The sequence below is a fragment of the Stenotrophomonas nematodicola genome, assembly GCF_009467805.1.
Taxonomy (GTDB): Bacteria; Pseudomonadota; Gammaproteobacteria; order Xanthomonadales; family Xanthomonadaceae; genus Stenotrophomonas; species Stenotrophomonas nematodicola.
This window is the reverse complement of the sequence record NZ_WIAY01000004.1, coordinates 1-17184: the sequence shown is the minus strand read 5'-3', so window position 1 is coordinate 17184 and position 17184 is coordinate 1. Positions and strand designations below refer to the sequence as shown.

Annotated in this window: 13 protein-coding genes and 1 pseudogene; 10 read left to right on the top strand and 4 right to left on the bottom strand. The window is 59.8% G+C overall.

Annotation, left to right across the window (positions count from 1 at the left end; genetic code table 11):
* Positions 1-167 precede the first annotated feature (167 nt).
* From GDJ08_RS12950 to GDJ08_RS12940, 3 genes are read left to right on the top strand one after another with little or no spacing between them, the layout of a single operon-like run.
* Complete coding sequence (locus GDJ08_RS12950; RefSeq protein WP_136004549.1) at positions 168-1127, top strand: hypothetical protein; 960 nt, start codon at positions 168-170, stop codon at positions 1125-1127.
* The gene (locus GDJ08_RS12945) at positions 1124-1495 is read left to right on the top strand and encodes a hypothetical protein (protein ID WP_017356889.1); all 372 of its coding nucleotides are present in this window, start codon (positions 1124-1126) and stop codon (positions 1493-1495) included. The genes GDJ08_RS12950 and GDJ08_RS12945 overlap by 4 nt, the downstream gene beginning before the upstream one ends.
* Complete coding sequence (locus tag GDJ08_RS12940) at positions 1495-2265, top strand: alpha/beta fold hydrolase (protein WP_153165025.1); 771 nt, start codon at positions 1495-1497, stop codon at positions 2263-2265. The genes GDJ08_RS12945 and GDJ08_RS12940 overlap by 1 nt, the downstream gene beginning before the upstream one ends.
* A 261-nt stretch (positions 2266-2526) precedes the next feature.
* Here GDJ08_RS12940 and accC read toward each other — a convergent pair whose 3' ends face one another.
* Genes accC through aroQ form a run of 4 tightly spaced genes read right to left on the bottom strand, consistent with a single transcriptional unit; the run spans position 2527 to position 5323 of the window.
* Positions 2527-3894, bottom strand: coding sequence for an acetyl-CoA carboxylase biotin carboxylase subunit (gene accC, locus GDJ08_RS12935; protein ID WP_017356887.1), 1368 nt, complete (start codon positions 3892-3894; stop codon positions 2527-2529).
* 10 nt (positions 3895-3904) lie between these two features.
* The gene (accB, locus tag GDJ08_RS12930) at positions 3905-4399 is read right to left on the bottom strand and encodes an acetyl-CoA carboxylase biotin carboxyl carrier protein (protein WP_017356886.1); all 495 of its coding nucleotides are present in this window, start codon (positions 4397-4399) and stop codon (positions 3905-3907) included.
* Positions 4400-4451: 52 nt separating this feature from the next.
* Complete coding sequence (locus GDJ08_RS12925; protein WP_017356885.1) at positions 4452-4874, bottom strand: lysozyme inhibitor LprI family protein; 423 nt, start codon at positions 4872-4874, stop codon at positions 4452-4454.
* Entirely contained in the window at positions 4874-5323 is a 450-nt protein-coding gene (aroQ, locus tag GDJ08_RS12920) for a type II 3-dehydroquinate dehydratase (RefSeq protein ID WP_153165024.1), read from the bottom strand. Before aroQ ends, GDJ08_RS12925 begins: the two co-directional genes overlap by 1 nt.
* Before the next feature lie 436 nt (positions 5324-5759).
* On the opposite strand from aroQ, the gene GDJ08_RS12915 reads away from it, so the two are divergent.
* From GDJ08_RS12915 to GDJ08_RS12885, 7 genes and pseudogenes are all read left to right on the top strand, one after another.
* Positions 5760-6821: a Fic family protein gene (locus GDJ08_RS12915; protein WP_153165023.1), complete on the top strand. Its 1062-nt coding sequence runs from the start codon at positions 5760-5762 to the stop codon at positions 6819-6821.
* A 129-nt stretch (positions 6822-6950) separates the two neighbouring features.
* Positions 6951-9749 carry a DEAD/DEAH box helicase family protein gene (locus tag GDJ08_RS12910; RefSeq protein ID WP_153165022.1) on the top strand — a complete coding sequence of 933 codons (2799 nt, stop codon included), beginning with the start codon at positions 6951-6953 and terminating at the stop codon, positions 9747-9749.
* Between the two features lie 15 nt (positions 9750-9764).
* Positions 9765-11432 carry a type I restriction-modification system subunit M gene (locus GDJ08_RS12905; RefSeq protein ID WP_153165021.1) on the top strand — a complete coding sequence of 556 codons (1668 nt, stop codon included), beginning with the start codon at positions 9765-9767 and terminating at the stop codon, positions 11430-11432.
* The gene (locus tag GDJ08_RS12900; protein ID WP_165699811.1) at positions 11429-13057 is read left to right on the top strand and encodes a restriction endonuclease subunit S; all 1629 of its coding nucleotides are present in this window, start codon (positions 11429-11431) and stop codon (positions 13055-13057) included. The genes GDJ08_RS12905 and GDJ08_RS12900 overlap by 4 nt, the downstream gene beginning before the upstream one ends.
* Complete coding sequence (locus GDJ08_RS12895; protein WP_153165020.1) at positions 13054-14886, top strand: restriction system-associated AAA family ATPase; 1833 nt, start codon at positions 13054-13056, stop codon at positions 14884-14886. Before GDJ08_RS12900 ends, GDJ08_RS12895 begins: the two co-directional genes overlap by 4 nt.
* Positions 14886-15950, top strand: a complete 1065-nt coding sequence (locus tag GDJ08_RS12890) for an HNH endonuclease (RefSeq protein ID WP_153165019.1) — start codon at positions 14886-14888, stop codon at positions 15948-15950. The genes GDJ08_RS12895 and GDJ08_RS12890 overlap by 1 nt, the downstream gene beginning before the upstream one ends.
* Positions 15951-16322: 372 nt before the next feature.
* Positions 16323-17184, top strand: a pseudogene (locus GDJ08_RS12885) (IS3 family transposase); the annotation flags it as partial.

Here is a 17184-nt window from a genome sequence, read left to right as displayed (position 1 = left end):
AAACCGTGCATGCTAGACCATTGCGCGCGGGCGGTCCCGGCGTGCCGATCGCGACATCGTCTCCCGAGTGGCTGAGATGCTGGCCGGGTGCCGGTTCAGACAGCCGCCAATGCGCTTGCTAAACTGGGCATTCCGTTGTCGGCCACTGGCAGTCCCGGCGTTCGTTCATGGCGCTTGTTCCTACCCTGAAAACCTGGCTGCTGGTCGTGCCTGCCCTGGCGCTGCTCGGGGTGGTGGGCTATCGCGCGGGCGATCGGGTGCGGCATGCCGACCGTCCCGGCGCGGACATGATCGATGCGTCCGCATCGGCGTCGCCGTCGATCCCTGTCGAAGCGCGGCAGCTGGCGCGCCGCTTGCTGGTGAACGAACGCGGCAACGCGATCGCCTCCGGGCTGCCGCTGGACATCCGCGCCGACATCGAAGGCGATACCGATCTGTACGCCTACGCCCAGCGCCTGCAGCTGCAGGCCGCCAACGGCAACGCCGAGGCGGCATGGATGGTCAGCCGGGTGTACGACTACTGCGCGCTGTATGCGATGGACCCCGGCGGTTACCAGCTGGACAACACCGTGCTGTCGGGGCTGGGCATGAAGGCCTCTGTCGGCATGGTGCAGGCGCGCGAACGCGTGGCACGCCGCTGCACGGGCTTTGTCAGCAGCGACAATCTCGGGCGCCAGCTGATTCTTGCCCAGCGCATGCGGGCGGCCAAGGCCGGCAACCTGGCTGCCGAAGCCTCGCTGTTCTCCGAAGGCAAGGCGCTGGATGATTCGCCGGGCTATCGGCGCGGGCTGGTCGAACGGGTGCTCGATTCGCGCGACCCGGAAGCCTACATGGCCCTGGCCTCGGGCATGGGCCAACGTGCCAGCGGCGACGCGGCGCTGCAGGGCCTGGTGGCCGGGGACCAGTTCAGCGAACTGGCCTGGCGCCTGGCAGCCTGCGAGCTGGGCATGGCGTGCGGGCCGGACAGTGTGTTGATGAACAATTTCTGCGCGAACGGAGGGATTTGTTCGCAGGACGGTGGGCAGGACTTTGCCACTTTCGTGTATGACGCCGCGGTATCGCGGCAAGGTGCGGGGAAAATGAAAGCGTTGGTGGAACAGCTGATCAAGCAGAGGAAAGGGCGATGAACTACCGTCGATTCCTGCATGGCGCCAAGTTCTGGTTCTGGGTGGTGTTGTTTGTCGCCTACTCGGCTGGCGCAGTGGGCCTGGTGATGATCGATACCTACGATGATCGATACCGGAGCCTGTCCAAGGTGCAGTTGACCTCGGTGAAGGCCGACGCCGACGTGCGTCGCGCCGGTGCCAGCCAGGTGGCCGCGGTGTACCGCGCGCAGAGCGGCATGCCGTTCGCGTCGCTGCCGGCCGGCAGCACCTTCCAGGTGGTGTGGCCGGACGGCTCCACCGAAACGATGGTGATCATGGACCCGACCTCCTCGTTGGGCGTGGAACCGGTCAGGAACACCCAGATCACGGCCGCAGACCGCAGCCGTTGATGTCTGAGGGCGAGGGCGCGCCACGCCAGGGCGCCCAGCGTGTACACGCGCGCCTGGTGGTGCTGCCGGGCCTGGATGCCACCGGTACCCAGCACGGCGCGTTCACCGCTGCGATGCAGCGGCACGGCATCGACACCACGGTGATCGCCTATCCGGTGGATCGCGCGGTGGGCTACGACGTACTGGCCGATATCGTGCAGGCGGCTCTGCCCCGGGACGAGGACTATGTGCTGCTCGGCGAGTCGTTCTCCGGCCCGTTGGCCCTGAGGCTCGCCGCTGCCCATCCGGCGCGTCTGCGCGGCCTGGTTCTTTCCACGACGTTCGCGCGCTCGCCCTGGTATGCGTGGCGTCGTCTGCAATCGCTTCTGTACTGGGCACCGGTACGCACGCTCCCGATGGGCGCGCTGTCCTGGCTGCTGCTGGGGCGCTGGAGCAGTGCCGCGCTGCGCGAAGCGCTGCGGGCTGCCCTGTCCCGCGTCCAGGCCGATGTGCTGCGCACGCGCGCGGTGGCCGCGCTGGGGGTCGATGTCGGCGCCTGCGCCGCTGCACTGCGCATACCAGCGCTGTGCCTGCATGCCGTTGATGACCGCCTGCTGCCGTCACGCTGCCAGCGCCACCTGTCCGCGCTGCTGCCGGCGCAGGACACCGTCTGGCTGGAGGGACCGCACCTGCTGCTGCAGGCGCGCCCGGATGCCGCTGCCGAGGCGATCGCCATGTTCGTCGCCACCGTGTCCCGACGCGACGTTCTCCCGCGGCGCTCGGGTATCTGACGCATCAACGCGCCGCCTGCGGGGGTGGCTGCGGTGTTCTGGGCGGGGAACTTTGCCGGACGTTCAACCGCATGGACCCGGCCGATATGCAGACCCGTCTGCGCGCTGCACTGGAGAAGGCCGAGGCAGAGGCCAGGGCAGGCCGCCGACGATGCCTGCAAGGCGACGGCGCACGCCGCGCTGTGGCGGCGGCCCGGAGACCAGGCAAACAAAAAGGCGGGGAGATCCCCGCCTTTCTGTGGTGTTGCATGACGCCGTCGATCAGGTCAACGCGATCGACTTGTTCTTGCGTTCGGCCAGGCGCTTTTCCAGATAGTGGATGTTCTGGCCACCGGCCTGGAAGCCCTTGTCGCGCATGATGCGCTGCTGCAGCGCGACGTTGGTCTTGATGCCGTCCACGACCAGTTCGCTCAGCGCCACGCGCATGCGCGCGATCGCGGTCTCGCGATCCGGGCCGTGCACGATCAGCTTGCCGATCATCGAGTCGTAGTTCGGCGGCACGCGGTAGCCACTGTAGATGTGGGTATCCACGCGCACGCCGGGGCCACCCGGCGGATGGAAGGCGGTGATCTGGCCCGGGCTCGGCACGAAGGTTTCGGCGTCTTCGGCGTTGATGCGGCACTCGATCGCGTGGCCGGTCAGCACCACGTCGCTCTGCTTGATGCTCAGCTTCTGGCCGGCGGCGATGCGCAGCTGCTCGCAGACCAGGTCGATGCCGGTCACCATCTCCGTCACCGGATGTTCCACCTGCACGCGGGTGTTCATTTCGATGAAGTAGAAACGGCCGTCTTCGTACAGGAACTCGAAGGTGCCCGCGCCGCGGTAGCCGATACGGATGCAGGCTTCCACGCAGACCTTGCCGATCTGCTCGCGAAGTTCAGCGGTGATGCCCGGTGCCGGTGCTTCTTCCACCACCTTCTGGTGGCGGCGCTGCATCGAGCAGTCGCGCTCGCCGAGGTGGATGGCGTTGCCCTGGCCATCGGCCAGCACCTGGATCTCCACGTGGCGCGGATTCTCCAGGAACTTCTCCATGTACACCTGGTCGTTGCTGAAAGCGGCCTTGGCTTCAGACTTGGTGGTCTCGATGGCGGCCTTCAACGAGGCCTCGGCATGCACCACGCGCATGCCGCGACCGCCACCGCCACCGGCAGCCTTGATGATGACCGGGTAGCCGATCTCACGGGCAATCTTGGTGTTGGCCACGATGTCGTCGCCCAGCGGGCCGCCCGAACCGGGCACGCACGGCACGCCGGCGGCCTTCATCGCGCGGATCGCTTCGACCTTGTCGCCCATCAGGCGGATGGTGTCGGCCTTGGGGCCGATGAAAATGAAACCGGACTCTTCCACGCGCTCGGCAAAGTCGGCGTTCTCCGACAGGAAGCCGTAGCCCGGGTGGATGGCCTGGGCATCGGTGACTTCCGCCGCGGCGATCAGGGCCGGAATGTTGAGGTAGCTCTCCGAGGACGGCGCCGGACCGATGCAGACCGACTCGTCGGCCATCGCCACGTGCTTGAGATTGCGGTCGACCGTGGAATGCACGGCCACCGTGCGGATGCCCAGGGTGTGGCACGCGCGCAGGATGCGCAGCGCGATTTCCCCTCGGTTGGCAATAACGACTTTGTCGAGCATGGACGGATCCTTAGCCGATCACGAACAGCGGCTGGTCGAATTCGACCGGCTGGCCGTTTTCGCCCAGGATGGCGACGATGGTGCCGGAGACATCGGCCTCGATCGGGTTGAACATCTTCATCGCTTCGATGATGGCCAGCGTTTCGCCGGCCTTGACCTGCTGGCCGACGGTGACGAAGGCCGGCTTGTCCGGGGACGAGGAGGCGTAGAAGGTGCCGACCATCGGCGCGCGCAGCACGTGGCCGTCCGGCAGGGCGTTGCCCGGCTTGGCGGTGCCGCCGGTGGAGGCTTCGGTGGGCGACTGCATCGGCATGGCCGGCGCGGCCTGCTGGGCCGGGGCCTGGGCAGGCGCCATCATCATCTGCGGCTGGGCCTGGACCATGCCGTAGCCGGAGACCGGGGCGCGCGACAGACGCACGGACTCTTCGCCTTCCTTGATTTCGATTTCGGCGAGGTTCGACTCTTCCAGCAGGTCGATCAGCTTTTTGATTTTGCGGAGATCCATAGGGGCCTCTTGGTTCTTGATGTCAGGGAGTGGGAAGCGCGGCGCGCTCGGGTCAAAGCAGTTCGTAGAAGTCGCGCAGCTGCCGGGTGCGGTCGCGCGCGTGAGTGGTCAGGCAGCGCAACTGCGCACCGTTGCGGGCGCTGCCGTCGGAATTGAGCGCGTACACCGCCTGGCAGTCGTGGTCGCGCAGCTGCACCCACGCCCGCTGTGCCACCACCAGTTGCTGCTCGGCGGTGCCACAGTAGCTGCAGGTGCCGCCGTTTTCGGGGGTGCGCAGCTGGCGGCGCGCCTGCGCGTATACCGAGTTGAGCGTGACGTCGGCGGCGGCCGCCACGTCCGAGGCGCACAGGTCGTGCTCCATCGTGGTGACCGGGTGCGCGCAGTCGATGCCTTCGTCCTCGCGGTCGGCGGCGGCGGCACCGGCGCACAGGCCGGCTGACAGCGCAACACAGGCAAGAGCGCGCAGCGGCAGCATCAGGCGCCGGCGTCCTGCAGCCGCACCAGCGCCGCATCCATCGCATAGCGATAGCTGTCCGCGCCGAACCCGCAGATCACCCCGACCGCCTTGTCGCTGAAATAGCTGTGCTGGCGGAACGGCTCGCGGGCATGCGGGTTGGACAGGTGGATCTCGATGAACGGCACGTCCACCGCCGCCAGCGCATCGCGCAGGGCGACCGAGGTATGCGTGAACGCGGCCGGGTTGATCAGGATGAAGGCGGTGCCATCGGTACGGGCGGCCTGCACCCGGTCCACCAGCACGTGCTCGGCATTGGACTGCAGGGCATCCAGCGCGTGCCCGGCGGCCTGCGCCTGGGCCACCAGGGCCTGGTCGATCTGCGCCAGCGTGGTGTGCCCATACACCCCCGGCTCGCGGGTACCGAGCAGGTTGAGGTTGGGGCCATGCAGGACCAGCAGTTTCGCCATGAGTGCCGAACGACGGGAAAGGGCGGCAGTCTGGCGGAACCGGCTGATCGTGTCCAGTTCGGCGAAGTTGCGCGTGTTTCAATCGAGCGTTTGAATTACGCGGAGAGGATTGGCCGGCGGGAGATCGGGCACCTTGTGCGGCTCAGCATAGTTAGTGGGAAATCCCACCAACTATGACGCGCGCTCACCATAGTTAGTGGTGATAGGGCCGCTAGTGGCCGATAGCGGACACGCGTTGGGGGAGGTGCCCATCTACGTTATTTTGGGCGATTCAGGTTGGTGTCGCCTTCCTTCCTGATCAGCTATGCCGGCCCCACCGACCGGGCTACGTTCAGGAAATAGGGTAATCAGATGCTTGTAATGGGGTATTTTTAGAGACAATACCCCATTTACTGGTTATGCTTGCGTCATTTGCATAGCTTCGGCTTACATTTTCATGCAATCGCTCACACCCGAGTACCTTGCTGCGCTTCGCTTCGATGGCGCCCAAGCCGCCGCGTTGCGTGCGCTTGGCGAGTATCAGGGTAAGCAGCAACTCTACGCGGCGTGGTCGCCCGAAGCCCTCAAGGGCCTGCGCCAAATCGCGGTGGTGGAGTCCACCGAGTCGTCCAACCGGCTGGAAGGTATTGTCATCGCACCCTCGCGGCTGAAGTCTCTGGTCATCCGCAACGCAACGCCAAAGAGCCGCTCGGAACAGGAAATCGCCGGCTACCGCGATGCCCTGGGACTGATCCGCGAGTCCCTCGCACACATGCCCCTCAATGAGGGCGTGATGCTGCAACTACACGCCCTGCTGTACCGCTACATGCCGCAGGCGGGCGGGCGCTGGAAGGCTACCAATAACGACATCATCGAGGGCCACCGGGATGGCACTTCGCGTCCGCGCTTCCAGCCAGTCGCTGCGCATCTCACGCCGACGGCCATGGCTGATCTGACCGGGCGCTACGCCACCGCACTGGATCAGCACCTAGCCGACCCGTTAGTGCTGGTGCCGCTGGCGATGCTCGACTTCCTGTGCATCCACCCTTTCCCGGATGGCAACGGTCGCATGTCCCGCTTACTGACCTTGCTGCTGCTCTACCATCTCGATTATGCCGTGGGCCGCTACATCAGCTTGGAACGCATCTTCGAAGATTCCAAGGAAAGCTATTATGAGACGCTGGAAGCAAGCTCGCAGGGCTGGCACCAGGGGCAGCATGACGTCAAACCCTGGCTCGACTATTTCTGGGGTGCCTTGCTACGGGCATATCGCGAGTTCGAGGAACGTGTCGGCACCATCGAGCGTGGCCGTGGCAGTAAAGGCGACCGGGTGCGAACGGAAGTTCTGGGGCGCACCCTGCCGTTCTCGATTTCCGAGATTGAAGAAGCCTGCCCGGGCGTGAGCCGGGACATGGTACGGCTGGTATTGCGGGCGATGAAGTCAGAGGGACTGATCGAATCGACGGGCAAGGGGCGCGGGGCAAAGTGGCTTCGCATCAATCAAGGGGATGAGAAATGAAGACTAGAAAAAGTATTTTCAGCCTCGACATCCGCGACAATCACACTTGCGGCAATGTGCCCGCGTTCCAGACCGAGGAAATGATCGCAGGTAGTAGCCAAGGCTTCCTCATCGCCAGGGAGGCTCGGCATGTCTAAATCCGAGGCACAGACACGAGCCGATTTGATCGACCAGCAACTCGCGTTATCAGGCTGGAACGTCAAAGACCCGACTCAGGTCGTCGAGGAATTCGACATCCTCACCGCCTTGCCAGCGGGCGTGGCCGAGCCGCGCCCCCCCTACGAGGGCCACCAATTCAGCGACTACGTCCTGCTCGGCAAAGACCGCAAACCCCTGGCAGTGATCGAGGCCAAGAAGACCAGCCGCGATGCCGCGATTGGCCGCGAGCAGGCCAAGCAATACTGCTACAACATCCAGAAGCAGCTGGGCGGTGAGCTGCCATTCTGCTTCTACACCAACGGCCACGAGCTCTATTTCTGGGATCTGGAGAACGCGCCGCCGCGCAAGGTGGTTGGCTTTCCCACCCGCGACGATCTCGAACGCTTCGTCTACATTCGTCGCAATCGCAAGCCGCTGACGCAGGAATTCATCAACACTTCGATTGCCGGACGTGATTACCAGATTCGCGCGATACGCTCGGTGCTCGAAGGCATCGAACAGAAGAAGCGCGATTTCCTGCTGGTGATGGCCACCGGCACCGGCAAGACCCGCACCTGCATCGCCATGGTCGATGCCTTGATGCGAGCTGGCCATGCAGAAAAAGTGCTGTTCCTCGTGGACCGTATAGCGTTGCGTGAACAGGCACTGGCCGCCTTCAAGGAGCACATGCCCAACGAGCCGCGCTGGCCCAATATGGGTGAAAAGCTGATCGCGACGGATCGTCGTGTGTATGTTGCCACCTACCCGACGATGCTCAACATTATCCGGGACGAGGCACAGCACCTGTCGCCGCACTTCTTCGATTTCATCGTTGTCGATGAAAGCCATCGCTCCATCTACAACACCTTTGGCGAAGTGCTGGGCTACTTCAAGACCATCACGCTGGGCCTCACGGCCACGCCGACCGACATCATCGACCACAACACCTTCCAGCTTTTTCATTGCGAAGATGGCATTCCCACGTTTGCCTACACCTATGAGGAAGCCGTGAACAACGTGCCGCCCTACCTCTGCAACTTCCAGGTCATGAAGATTCAGACCAAGTTCCAGATGGAGGGCATCAGCAAGCGCACCATTTCGCTGGAAGACCAGAAGAAGCTGATCCTTCAGGGCAAGGAAGTTGAAGACATCAACTTCGAGGGCACTCAGCTTGAAAAGCAGGTGATCAACAAGGGCACCAACACCCTGATCGTCCGCGAATTCATGGAGGAGGCCATCAAGGACGCTAACGGCGTGCTGCCAGGCAAGACCATCTTCTTTTGCGCCACCAAGGCCCATGCCCGGCGCATGGAAGAAATCTTCGACAAGCTTTACCCGCAGTACCACGGTGAGCTTGCAAAGGTGCTGGTGTCGGATGACCCGCGCGTCTACGGCAAAGGTGGGCTGCTCGATCAATTCACCAACAACGACATGCCTCGCATCGCCATCAGCGTAGACATGCTCGACACCGGCATCGATGTGCGCGAAATCGTCAACCTCGTGTTCGCCAAGCCGGTCTACTCGTACACCAAGTTCTGGCAGATGGTCGGGCGCGGAACACGCCTGTTGGAAGCCAGCAAGCCCAAGCCCTGGTGCCTTGAGAAGGATATGTTCCTGATCCTCGACTGCTGGGACAACTTCGAATACTTCAAGCTTAACCCCAAGGGCAAGGAGCTTAAACCGCAGTTGCCGCTCCCGGTGCGGCTGGTGGGCCTGCGCCTCGACAAGATTGAAAAGGCCAATGACAGCGGCCATGCCGACATCGCCACGCGTGAAGTCGCCAAGCTCCGCTTGCAGATTGCAGCGTTACCCAAAGAGTCGGTGGTGATCAAGGAAACCGCCGCCGCGCTGGCGCGGCTGGACGATGACAACCTCTGGATCAGCCTCAGCCACGAGAGCCTTGAGTTCCTGCGCGCAGAAATCAAGCCGCTGTTCCGCATCGTGTCCGAAGCCGATTTCAAGGCCATGCGCTTCGAGCGCGATCTGTTGGAATATTCACTGGCCGTTTTGAGCGAGGGGAAGGAACAGGCCGACACCCTCAAGGAAGGCATCGTCGAGCAGATCGGCGAATTGCCGCTCTCGGTCGGCTTCGTCAAGCAGGAAGAGGCCCTGATCCGCGCCGCGCAAACCAGCCACTACTGGGCCAAGGCGGATGAAGACGCCTTCGACGAACTGGTCGCCAAGCTCGGCCCGCTGATGAAATTCCGCGAGCAATCCAGCGACCAGGAGCAAACCCACCTCGATCTGGCCGATGAGCTGCACAAGAAGGAATGGGTGGAGTTCGGCCCACAGCACGAGGCGGTCAGTATCACCCGCTACCGCGAAATGGTGGAAAACCTGATCGCCGAACTTACCGCGCACAACCCGGTGCTACAAAAGATCAAGAACGGCGAGGCAGTGAGCAGTGAAGAGGCCAAAGAGCTGGCCGAACTGCTACACGAAGAACACCCGCACATCACCGAAGACCTGCTGCGTCAGGTCTACAAGAACCGCAAGGCGCGCTTCATCCAGTTCATCCGCCACATTCTGGGTATTGAGGTGCTCAGGAGCTTCCCGGACGAGGTCAGCGCCGCCTTTGACCAATTCATCCGCGCCCACACCACGCTCAGCAGCCGGCAAATGGAATTCCTCAATCTGCTGAAGGGCTTCATCATCGAGCGCGAAAAGGTGGAGAAGAAAGACCTGATCACCGCCCCCTTTACGGTCATCCATCCACAAGGCATCCGTGGCGTGTTCAGCCCACTGGAAATCAACGAGATCCTGCAGCTGACCGAACGGTTGGCTGCCTAAATAGCAGAGCACACCATGCTTCAAAACAATCCCGAACTCAAAAGCAAGATCGACCAGCTCTGGAACAAGTTCTGGAGCGGCGGCATCAGCAACCCGCTCACCGCCATCGAGCAGATCACCTACCTGCTGTTCATGAAACGGCTGGATGAACTTGATCAGAAGCGCCAGGCCGACGCAAGAGATGGCTGGAGCGATCCGTATCAATCTAAGTTTGAAGGCACTTGGATTCCACCCGAGGAGCGCAACTGGCCTGTGGCGGAACAGCGTCCCATCGACAAACGCACGCTGCGCTGGAGTGAGTTCAAGCGCATGCAGGCCGAAGAGATGCTGCAACATGTGCAGGGCAAGGTATTCCCCTTCCTGAAAGACCTGAACGGTGCTGAATCCAATTTCACCCACCACATGAAGAACGCCGTGTTCATCATCCCCAAGCCAGCGCTGCTGGTGGAGGCGGTGAAGACCATCGACGAAATCTTCGAGGTGATGGAGAAGGACTCACGGGAAAATGGTCAAGCCTTCCAGGATATCCAGGGCGATGTCTATGAAATGCTACTGGCCGAAATCGCTACCGCTGGCAAGAACGGCCAGTTCCGTACCCCGCGCCATATCATCAAGCTGATGGCCGAACTGGTACAGCCACAGCTAGGCCACAAGATAGCCGACCCTGCCTGCGGTACCGGCGGCTTCCTGCTTGGTGCCTACCAGTACGTGGTCACCCAGTTGGCCATCAAAGCAGGCACCAAGAACCTTGAGCCCGATGAAGACGGCTTTGTCCGCACCTCGGTCGCTGCCGCACTGACCGAAAAGGCTCAGACCATCCTGCAGGAAAGCCTGTACGGCTACGACATCGACGCCACCATGGTGCGCCTGGGCCTGATGAACCTGATGATGCACGGCATCGACGAGCCGCACATCGACTATCAGGACACCCTGAGTAAGAGCTACTACGAAGAAGCCGAATACGACATCGTGCTGGCCAACCCGCCCTTTACCGGCAGCATCGACAAGGGCGACATCAATGAAAACCTGCAGCTCTCTACCACCAAGACCGAGCTGCTGTTTGTCGAGAACATCTATCGCCTGCTCAAGAAGGGCGGCACTGCCTGCGTGATCGTGCCGCAGGGCGTGCTGTTCGGCTCTGGCGGGGCATTCAGGACGCTGCGTCAACTGCTAGTGGAACGCTGCGACCTCAAGGCCGTCATCACCCTGCCCAGCGGGGTGTTCAAACCCTACGCTGGGGTCAGCACCGCCATTCTGCTGTTCACCAAGGTTTGGGGGGCAAAGGACAAGGTCGCCAAGCCCGCCACCGAGCATGTCTGGTTCTACGAGATGGTCGCCGATGGCTACTCGCTGGACGACAAGCGCACCAAGCAGGAAGGCTATGGCGACCTGCAAGACATCATTGCCAAATACCACGCCCGCGATGCGGCGGCCGACGCTGACCGCACTACCAATTGCTTCATGGTGTCACGCACTGAGATTGCGGACGAGAAAAACAACTTCGACCTCTCACTCTCGCGCTACAAGGAGGACGTATTCGAGGAAGTGCACTACGACGCGCCGGGTGTGATTCTGGATCGGCTGATTCAGGCGGAAGTGGGGGATGTGGATGAGACGGAACTGGCCAAGGTGCAAAGCGGCATCGTGCGCGAATTGCTAGCGTTGAAGGAGATGGTGGGATGAAAAGCCGTTTCCCGATTGTTGAGCTGGGAAAAAACGTTCGACAGGTAAGCCAACGAAATCGGGCTGAAGCTGATGTCGAAGTGTTTTCTGTCACCAACTCAGAAGGATTCACAAGATCAACCGATTACTTCAGTAAAGAAGTTTTCAGTAAGGATGTCTCGAATTACAAGCTCGTCAATCCTGGTCAATTTGCTTACAACCCTTCACGCATCAACGTTGGATCGATTGACTACCTTCGACATGACAGGTCAGTACTGGTAAGTCCGCTGTATATCGTTTTCGAGGGCAAAAAAGATATTCACGCTGACTATTTGCTGCTCTATCTAAAAAGTGACTGGGGTAATGCTCAGATTAGGGCTAATACTGAGGGTGCTGTACGAGACTCTCTGAAGTTTAAGGGATTGGAGAACATCAAGCTTCCTTTACCGCCTCTCAACGACCAAATCCGCATTGCCCAGCTGCTCGGCAAAGTGGAAGGACTGATCGCCCAGCGCAAACAACACCTGCAACAACTCGACGACCTGCTCAAAAGCATGTTTCTGGAGATGTTTGGCGACCCAGTACGAAATGAGAAAGATTGGGACAAGCCCGCGTTGACGGCTTTCGGCAAGATTTCGACGGGTAATACGCCTCCTAGAAGTGAGTCAGCAAATTACGATAGTGATTTCATTGAGTGGATCAAGACAGACAACATTACAGGCGATGCTCTTTTCGTAACACCTTCTACCGAGCATCTTTCTCAGATTGGTGCGAGAAGGGCAAGAACAGTAACGAGCGGTGCGCTGCTTGTGGCCTGCATCGCCGGCAGCGTCGAATCAATCGGGCGCGCAGCATTAACAGATAGAACAGTGTCCTTCAACCAGCAGATCAATGCCATCCAGCCTGGAAAGGATGTCAATCCTTTGTACTTGTATGGTCTGTTTAAGTTAGCTCGGAGCTATATACAGAGTCACGCCACGAAGGGGATGAAGAAGATTCTGACAAAGGGCGATTTTGAGAAGATCACGATGATCAAGCCTCCCTTCGAGATGCAAAACCGATTCGCGGTCGTTGTTGAAAACATCGAAGGTATTAAGTCCAGATACAAACAAAGCCTCGTCGATCTGGAAACCCTCTACGGCGCACTAAGCCAGCAGGCCTTCAAGGGGGAACTGGATCTGTCGCGCGTGCCTATTCCCGCCCAGCTTGTCGCGCCTGTCTCCCTTGGAGATCAAGCCACCGTACCAGAACCTGTTGTGCAGACCGTGCCTGCTATTCATTTGCCCGATACCGGAAACCTGCTGGCAGCGTTGGAAAATTCCGGGGCCCGTAAAGCACTGATCGCAGAATGGCTGGAAGCCTATCGCCAACAACTGGGGGATGCGTCATTTTCGGTGCAAGATTTTATGGTGGCAGTGAGTGATCAACTCACAGAATGGCTGCAGGCTGTGGTGGAAGACGAAGCTGTCGCTGATGAGCAAAAGAACCGTTTAGCCGAGTTCTACCCGAGCAATGATGTTGGGCTTGACGTAAACGACTATGAACACATCAAAAAATGGGTATTCGAGGCGCTGGCGGCTGGCGCCCTGACGCAGGGGGGAAATAAAGTCGGCAACCGCATCGAACTCAAGGCTGTTCAGTCATGAAACTGCTCCGCCTCAAGATCACTGACCCGGCAGGCTTTCGTAGCTTGCTCTGTGGTTTTGAACATCACTTCCGCACTGAGTGGAGCTTGCAGGAAGAACTGGCCCAGCCCGAAGGTTTTGCACCCTTCGTGTGCGCCGGCCCCAACGGCAGCGGTAAGTCCAACCTGTTCGAAGCGTTGGCAGCGATCTTCTTTCAGCTGGAGGTGCAGCGGGTACGCCGCAATTTCTTGCCCGACATCTTTCAGTACGACCCTGATGACAATCCGGAGGGCATACAAGAGCACGAAGGCTATCCCAATGCCTATGAACTGGAATACCTGATTAAGTTGCCGAAGGAGCACCGTTCTTCCGGTAGTCCGGAGTTCGCCCACGTGGTCGTGATCAAGGAGAGGGACAAGTCGCCGTGGCTGCGCTGGGAGAACAACGAAGCATTCCCTATCGGGGGTTTTGCTTTCAGCACATTGTCTGATGAAGAGCGTGACCTGTTATTGCCGCAGTACGTACTGGGCTACTCCTCCGGCGAGAACGAGATTCTCAGCCTGCCGTTCTTCAAGATGCGTTTCATCCAGTTCGATGAGTACTGGAATGCTCTGGCCCGACAGCTCCCTTATCCCGGCCGTCCCGAAACGCGGCTGGCCTATCTGGACAGTGGCTTCAGCCAAGCTATTCTGTTGTGTAATCTTCTGCTTCAGGATGAAGCCACTCTCCAGCCCTTCCGCGAAGATGTTGGCATCGAGGCGCTACAGGAGTTCCGCATTGTCCTGCGCCGCAGTATTCCGGTCACCCATCAGCAGGTTGCTGCTTTCACTTCGGGTGAGTATGTTTTGCCCACTGAGACACAGGATGGTCGCTTTAAAGATACCAACGTGGTTTATCTTGACCCGGAGACTGGCGATTACAGGCTCTATCTTCTCCAAGGGCTGGAGGCAAATGAGCGCACTGAACGTACCGCCATTGTTGAGAAGCTCAAGCGTTGCGCCACGCTGCATTTTCACGATGATGCGACCGATACCTTGGTTCTGGACTACCGGGTCAATGAAGCAACCAAGCAGGCCTTTCGTGCCAACTTCGATGATCCGGTAGACCCGGCACTGGCCTTGTTTCAGGCCTTGCAGGTTTTGTTGACGCTCAACCTGTATAGCGTCAGCGACACCATCAAGGCTGACTTGTACCGCTCCACCAGCCACTACGTCAGTGAGACTGTGCCGACGCTGGCCTCCGACCAGCGCATCATGCGCTTCAAGAATTTTCACCTCACAAAGCAGGGCATAGAAAAGCCGATGCTGCTCAAGGATCTGTCGGACGGCGAGTACCAGATGCTGCACAGCCTCGGGCTATGCCTGCTGTTTCGCAGGACCAACAGCCTGTTCCTGCTCGATGAGCCGGAGACCCACTTCAACCCCCACTGGCGCGCCAGCTTCATCACCCGCCTGCGCCAATGCCTGCCCGATGTGGAGGATGCGGGACAAGAAATGCTGGTCACCACCCACACGCCCTTCCTGATCTCCGATAGCAAGCCGGACAAAGTGTTGGTGTTCGCCAAGGATAAAGCCAACGGCGAGGTCAGCATCAGCAAGCCGAACTACAACACGCTGGGTGCCTCGATCAACAAGATCACCATGAACACCTTCGGCAAGCGCGAAACCATCGGCGGTCACGCGCAGGCTGTCTTGGAGGCGTTGCGTGCCCGCTTTGAACAGGGCGGCGAAGACAGGGAGTCGTTGATCACGGAGATTCACCAGCAACTCGGCGATTCGGTGGAGAAGGTGCTGCTGATTAAGGCCATCCTCGAAGGCGATCAGCCAGACAATGGAGAGGAGCAGGGCTGATGTTGTTCTCGTATACCTATGTGCCGCATCAGATGGAGAAGATGCAGGTGTTCATTGACTTCATTTTTCATGAGGTCTGGTGCAAAGCACCGGTTGGCTTGGTCTTCCATCCGGACCTATTTGACGGCAGCCCTGAACTCAAGGAGGTCATGGGCGAGTTCGGCTTTTCCGCGAAAGCGGCAGAGCGAGGAAAGGCGTTTTACAAAGATGTGAAGGCAATCTACGATCTTTTCGCATCACTCTCACCGAGAGAGATTGACCAGTTCAAGCTGTGGTATCAGGGCAATAACGACCTGGAAAAAGTCTGTGCCAATGATCCTGCAACGCGCCTCGCCCGTTACGCCGACATCGACGTCAATCACGAAGGCCTTGCAGATCAACTCGGTATCTTCTTCAAGGGACTGTATTCGCAATCGCTTCTGGGTCTCGCTGCACTGCGCGCCAAGATCGGTGATATCGACGATCACTATCAAGCCTTCGTGTCCACCAACAAAACAGGGAAGTGTCCGTTCTGCGGTATAGGCGACATCAAGGGTGAGAATCACAGTAAACGCGAAGCCTACGACCACTATCTACCGAAAGCGCTATATCCATTCAATTCCATCAACTTTCGCAATCTCGCGCCCGCCTGCCACGAGTGCAATAGCACCTACAAGCTGAGCAAAGACCCCGCACACAATGCAGTTGGACGGCGCAAGGCCTTCTATCCGTATGCCGCTGTCAGCCACACCGTTGAATTGCAGGTTGCTTTGCTGCATGCAGACTTCGATAAATTGGGGCCTGCCGACGTCACAATTCAATTCGGCCCTGCGAAATTGGCTGAAGAACTCGACACATGGAAGGACGCATACGGGATTGAAGAACGCTATAAAGCCAAGTTCTGCGCGGAGAACGACGGCAAATACTGGCTGATGCAGGTGCTTGACGAGTGGAAAGAAGACGGTCGAGACCCTGCCGACTTCATGAATACGCTAGCGCGGCAGGTGCAGAAGAGCCCGTACGCTGAATGCAACTTCCTCAAAAAGCCGTTTCTCGATGCTTGCCGGCAGATCGGTGCTCTTTGATGAGTGATAGGTAGCCGACAAGTAGGTGGGGGACCTTTGGAGGCTCAGGCTTGAATCAGCTTCCTAGGTAGACCTCCTTCACCTTCACCCGTTGGTGCTAGAGTTCATAGCTGATTTGGTGGAGGCGCGTGGGTCGGCAAAACGTTGCGGCAAGTCGAAGTGAGCTGTGCCGGGCCCAGCTGCTATCGTTGATTTGCACCCGATCAGTGTTTCATATTGCCTCTGCGATTCGGCATCATCCGAGGCAAAGTTGAATTGCCCAGGATGCAGTAGACAGGCACCACGGTCACTGCGTGTCCGTTTTTGGCCGGGGTTCTCCCCCGTTTTCACGGACACTTGTAAGAAGGCCGATTCAGGCCATGAGGAGTGTTCATGTCGAAGCGAAGGAAGTTCAGCGCCGAGTTCAAGCGTGGTGCGGTTGAGCAGGCAAGCCAGTCGGGTGTGAGCTGCGCCTAGGTAGCCCGGGAGCTTGGAATCCGGGATACGTTACTGACACGCTGGAAGCGTGAGGCGCAGGGTCAGGGGCCGGTCGTATTTGCTGGTGCCGGGACGCCCCGGGACGAGGAACTTGCGCAGTTGAAGCGCGAACTAGTCCGGGTGAAGAAGGAGCGGGATTTTTTGCGAGAAGCGGCGACGTTCTTTGCCAAGGGATCATCCTGAGGTATCAGGTGATCGAACTTTGCCGCGACGAGTTTCCGGTTCGACTGATGTGCCGCCGTCTGAAGGTGTCGGCCAGTGGCTATTACGATTGGAGCAAGCGCCTGCCCAGTGCTGGTCAGCTCGAAAATCAGGGTTTGCTCGACCAGATCCGCGCGTTGCATGAGGACGGTCGGGGCACACTTGGCGCAGGCCGGATGCAGGAAGATCTGGCCGATGCCGGCCATAGCCTGAGTCTGAACCGGGTGGCGCGCCTGATGGCAGCTGACGGCTTGCAGGGCTGGCCACGACCGAAGCGCCGAGGCCAGCAAGGCAAGCCTGCGTTGACCCCGCCAGGCGTGCGTAACCGGCTGGAGCGTGACTTCAGCGCATTGGAGCCGGAGACCAAGTGGGTGACGGATATTACCGAGATCAAAACCCAGCAGAGCAAGCTGTATCTGTGCATCGTTCTGGATCTGTTTGATCAGCGAGTGGTGGGCTGGTCGATGCACCACCGCCAGGACCGTCAGATGGTGATTCGTGCGGTGCAGATGGCAGTCTGGCAGCGTCAAGAAAGTTACGAGGTGATCCTGCATTC

Bases quoted from the DNA above. Each gene is read 5' to 3' on its own strand.
- GDJ08_RS12950 (WP_136004549.1), top strand. From the start codon at position 168: ATGGCGCTTGTTCCTACCCTGAAAACCTGGCTGCTGGTCGTGCCTGCC.
- GDJ08_RS12945 (WP_017356889.1), top strand. From the start codon at position 1,124: ATGAACTACCGTCGATTCCTGCATGGCGCCAAGTTCTGGTTCTGGGTG.
- GDJ08_RS12940 (WP_153165025.1), top strand. From the start codon at position 1,495: ATGTCTGAGGGCGAGGGCGCGCCACGCCAGGGCGCCCAGCGTGTACAC.
- accC (WP_017356887.1), bottom strand. From the start codon at position 3,894: ATGCTCGACAAAGTCGTTATTGCCAACCGAGGGGAAATCGCGCTGCGC.
- accB (WP_017356886.1), bottom strand. From the start codon at position 4,399: ATGGATCTCCGCAAAATCAAAAAGCTGATCGACCTGCTGGAAGAGTCG.
- GDJ08_RS12925 (WP_017356885.1), bottom strand. From the start codon at position 4,874: ATGCTGCCGCTGCGCGCTCTTGCCTGTGTTGCGCTGTCAGCCGGCCTG.
- aroQ (WP_153165024.1), bottom strand. From the start codon at position 5,323: ATGGCGAAACTGCTGGTCCTGCATGGCCCCAACCTCAACCTGCTCGGT.
- GDJ08_RS12915 (WP_153165023.1), top strand. From the start codon at position 5,760: ATGCAATCGCTCACACCCGAGTACCTTGCTGCGCTTCGCTTCGATGGC.
- GDJ08_RS12910 (WP_153165022.1), top strand. From the start codon at position 6,951: ATGTCTAAATCCGAGGCACAGACACGAGCCGATTTGATCGACCAGCAA.
- GDJ08_RS12905 (WP_153165021.1), top strand. From the start codon at position 9,765: ATGCTTCAAAACAATCCCGAACTCAAAAGCAAGATCGACCAGCTCTGG.
- GDJ08_RS12900 (WP_165699811.1), top strand. From the start codon at position 11,429: ATGAAAAGCCGTTTCCCGATTGTTGAGCTGGGAAAAAACGTTCGACAG.
- GDJ08_RS12895 (WP_153165020.1), top strand. From the start codon at position 13,054: ATGAAACTGCTCCGCCTCAAGATCACTGACCCGGCAGGCTTTCGTAGC.
- GDJ08_RS12890 (WP_153165019.1), top strand. From the start codon at position 14,886: ATGTTGTTCTCGTATACCTATGTGCCGCATCAGATGGAGAAGATGCAG.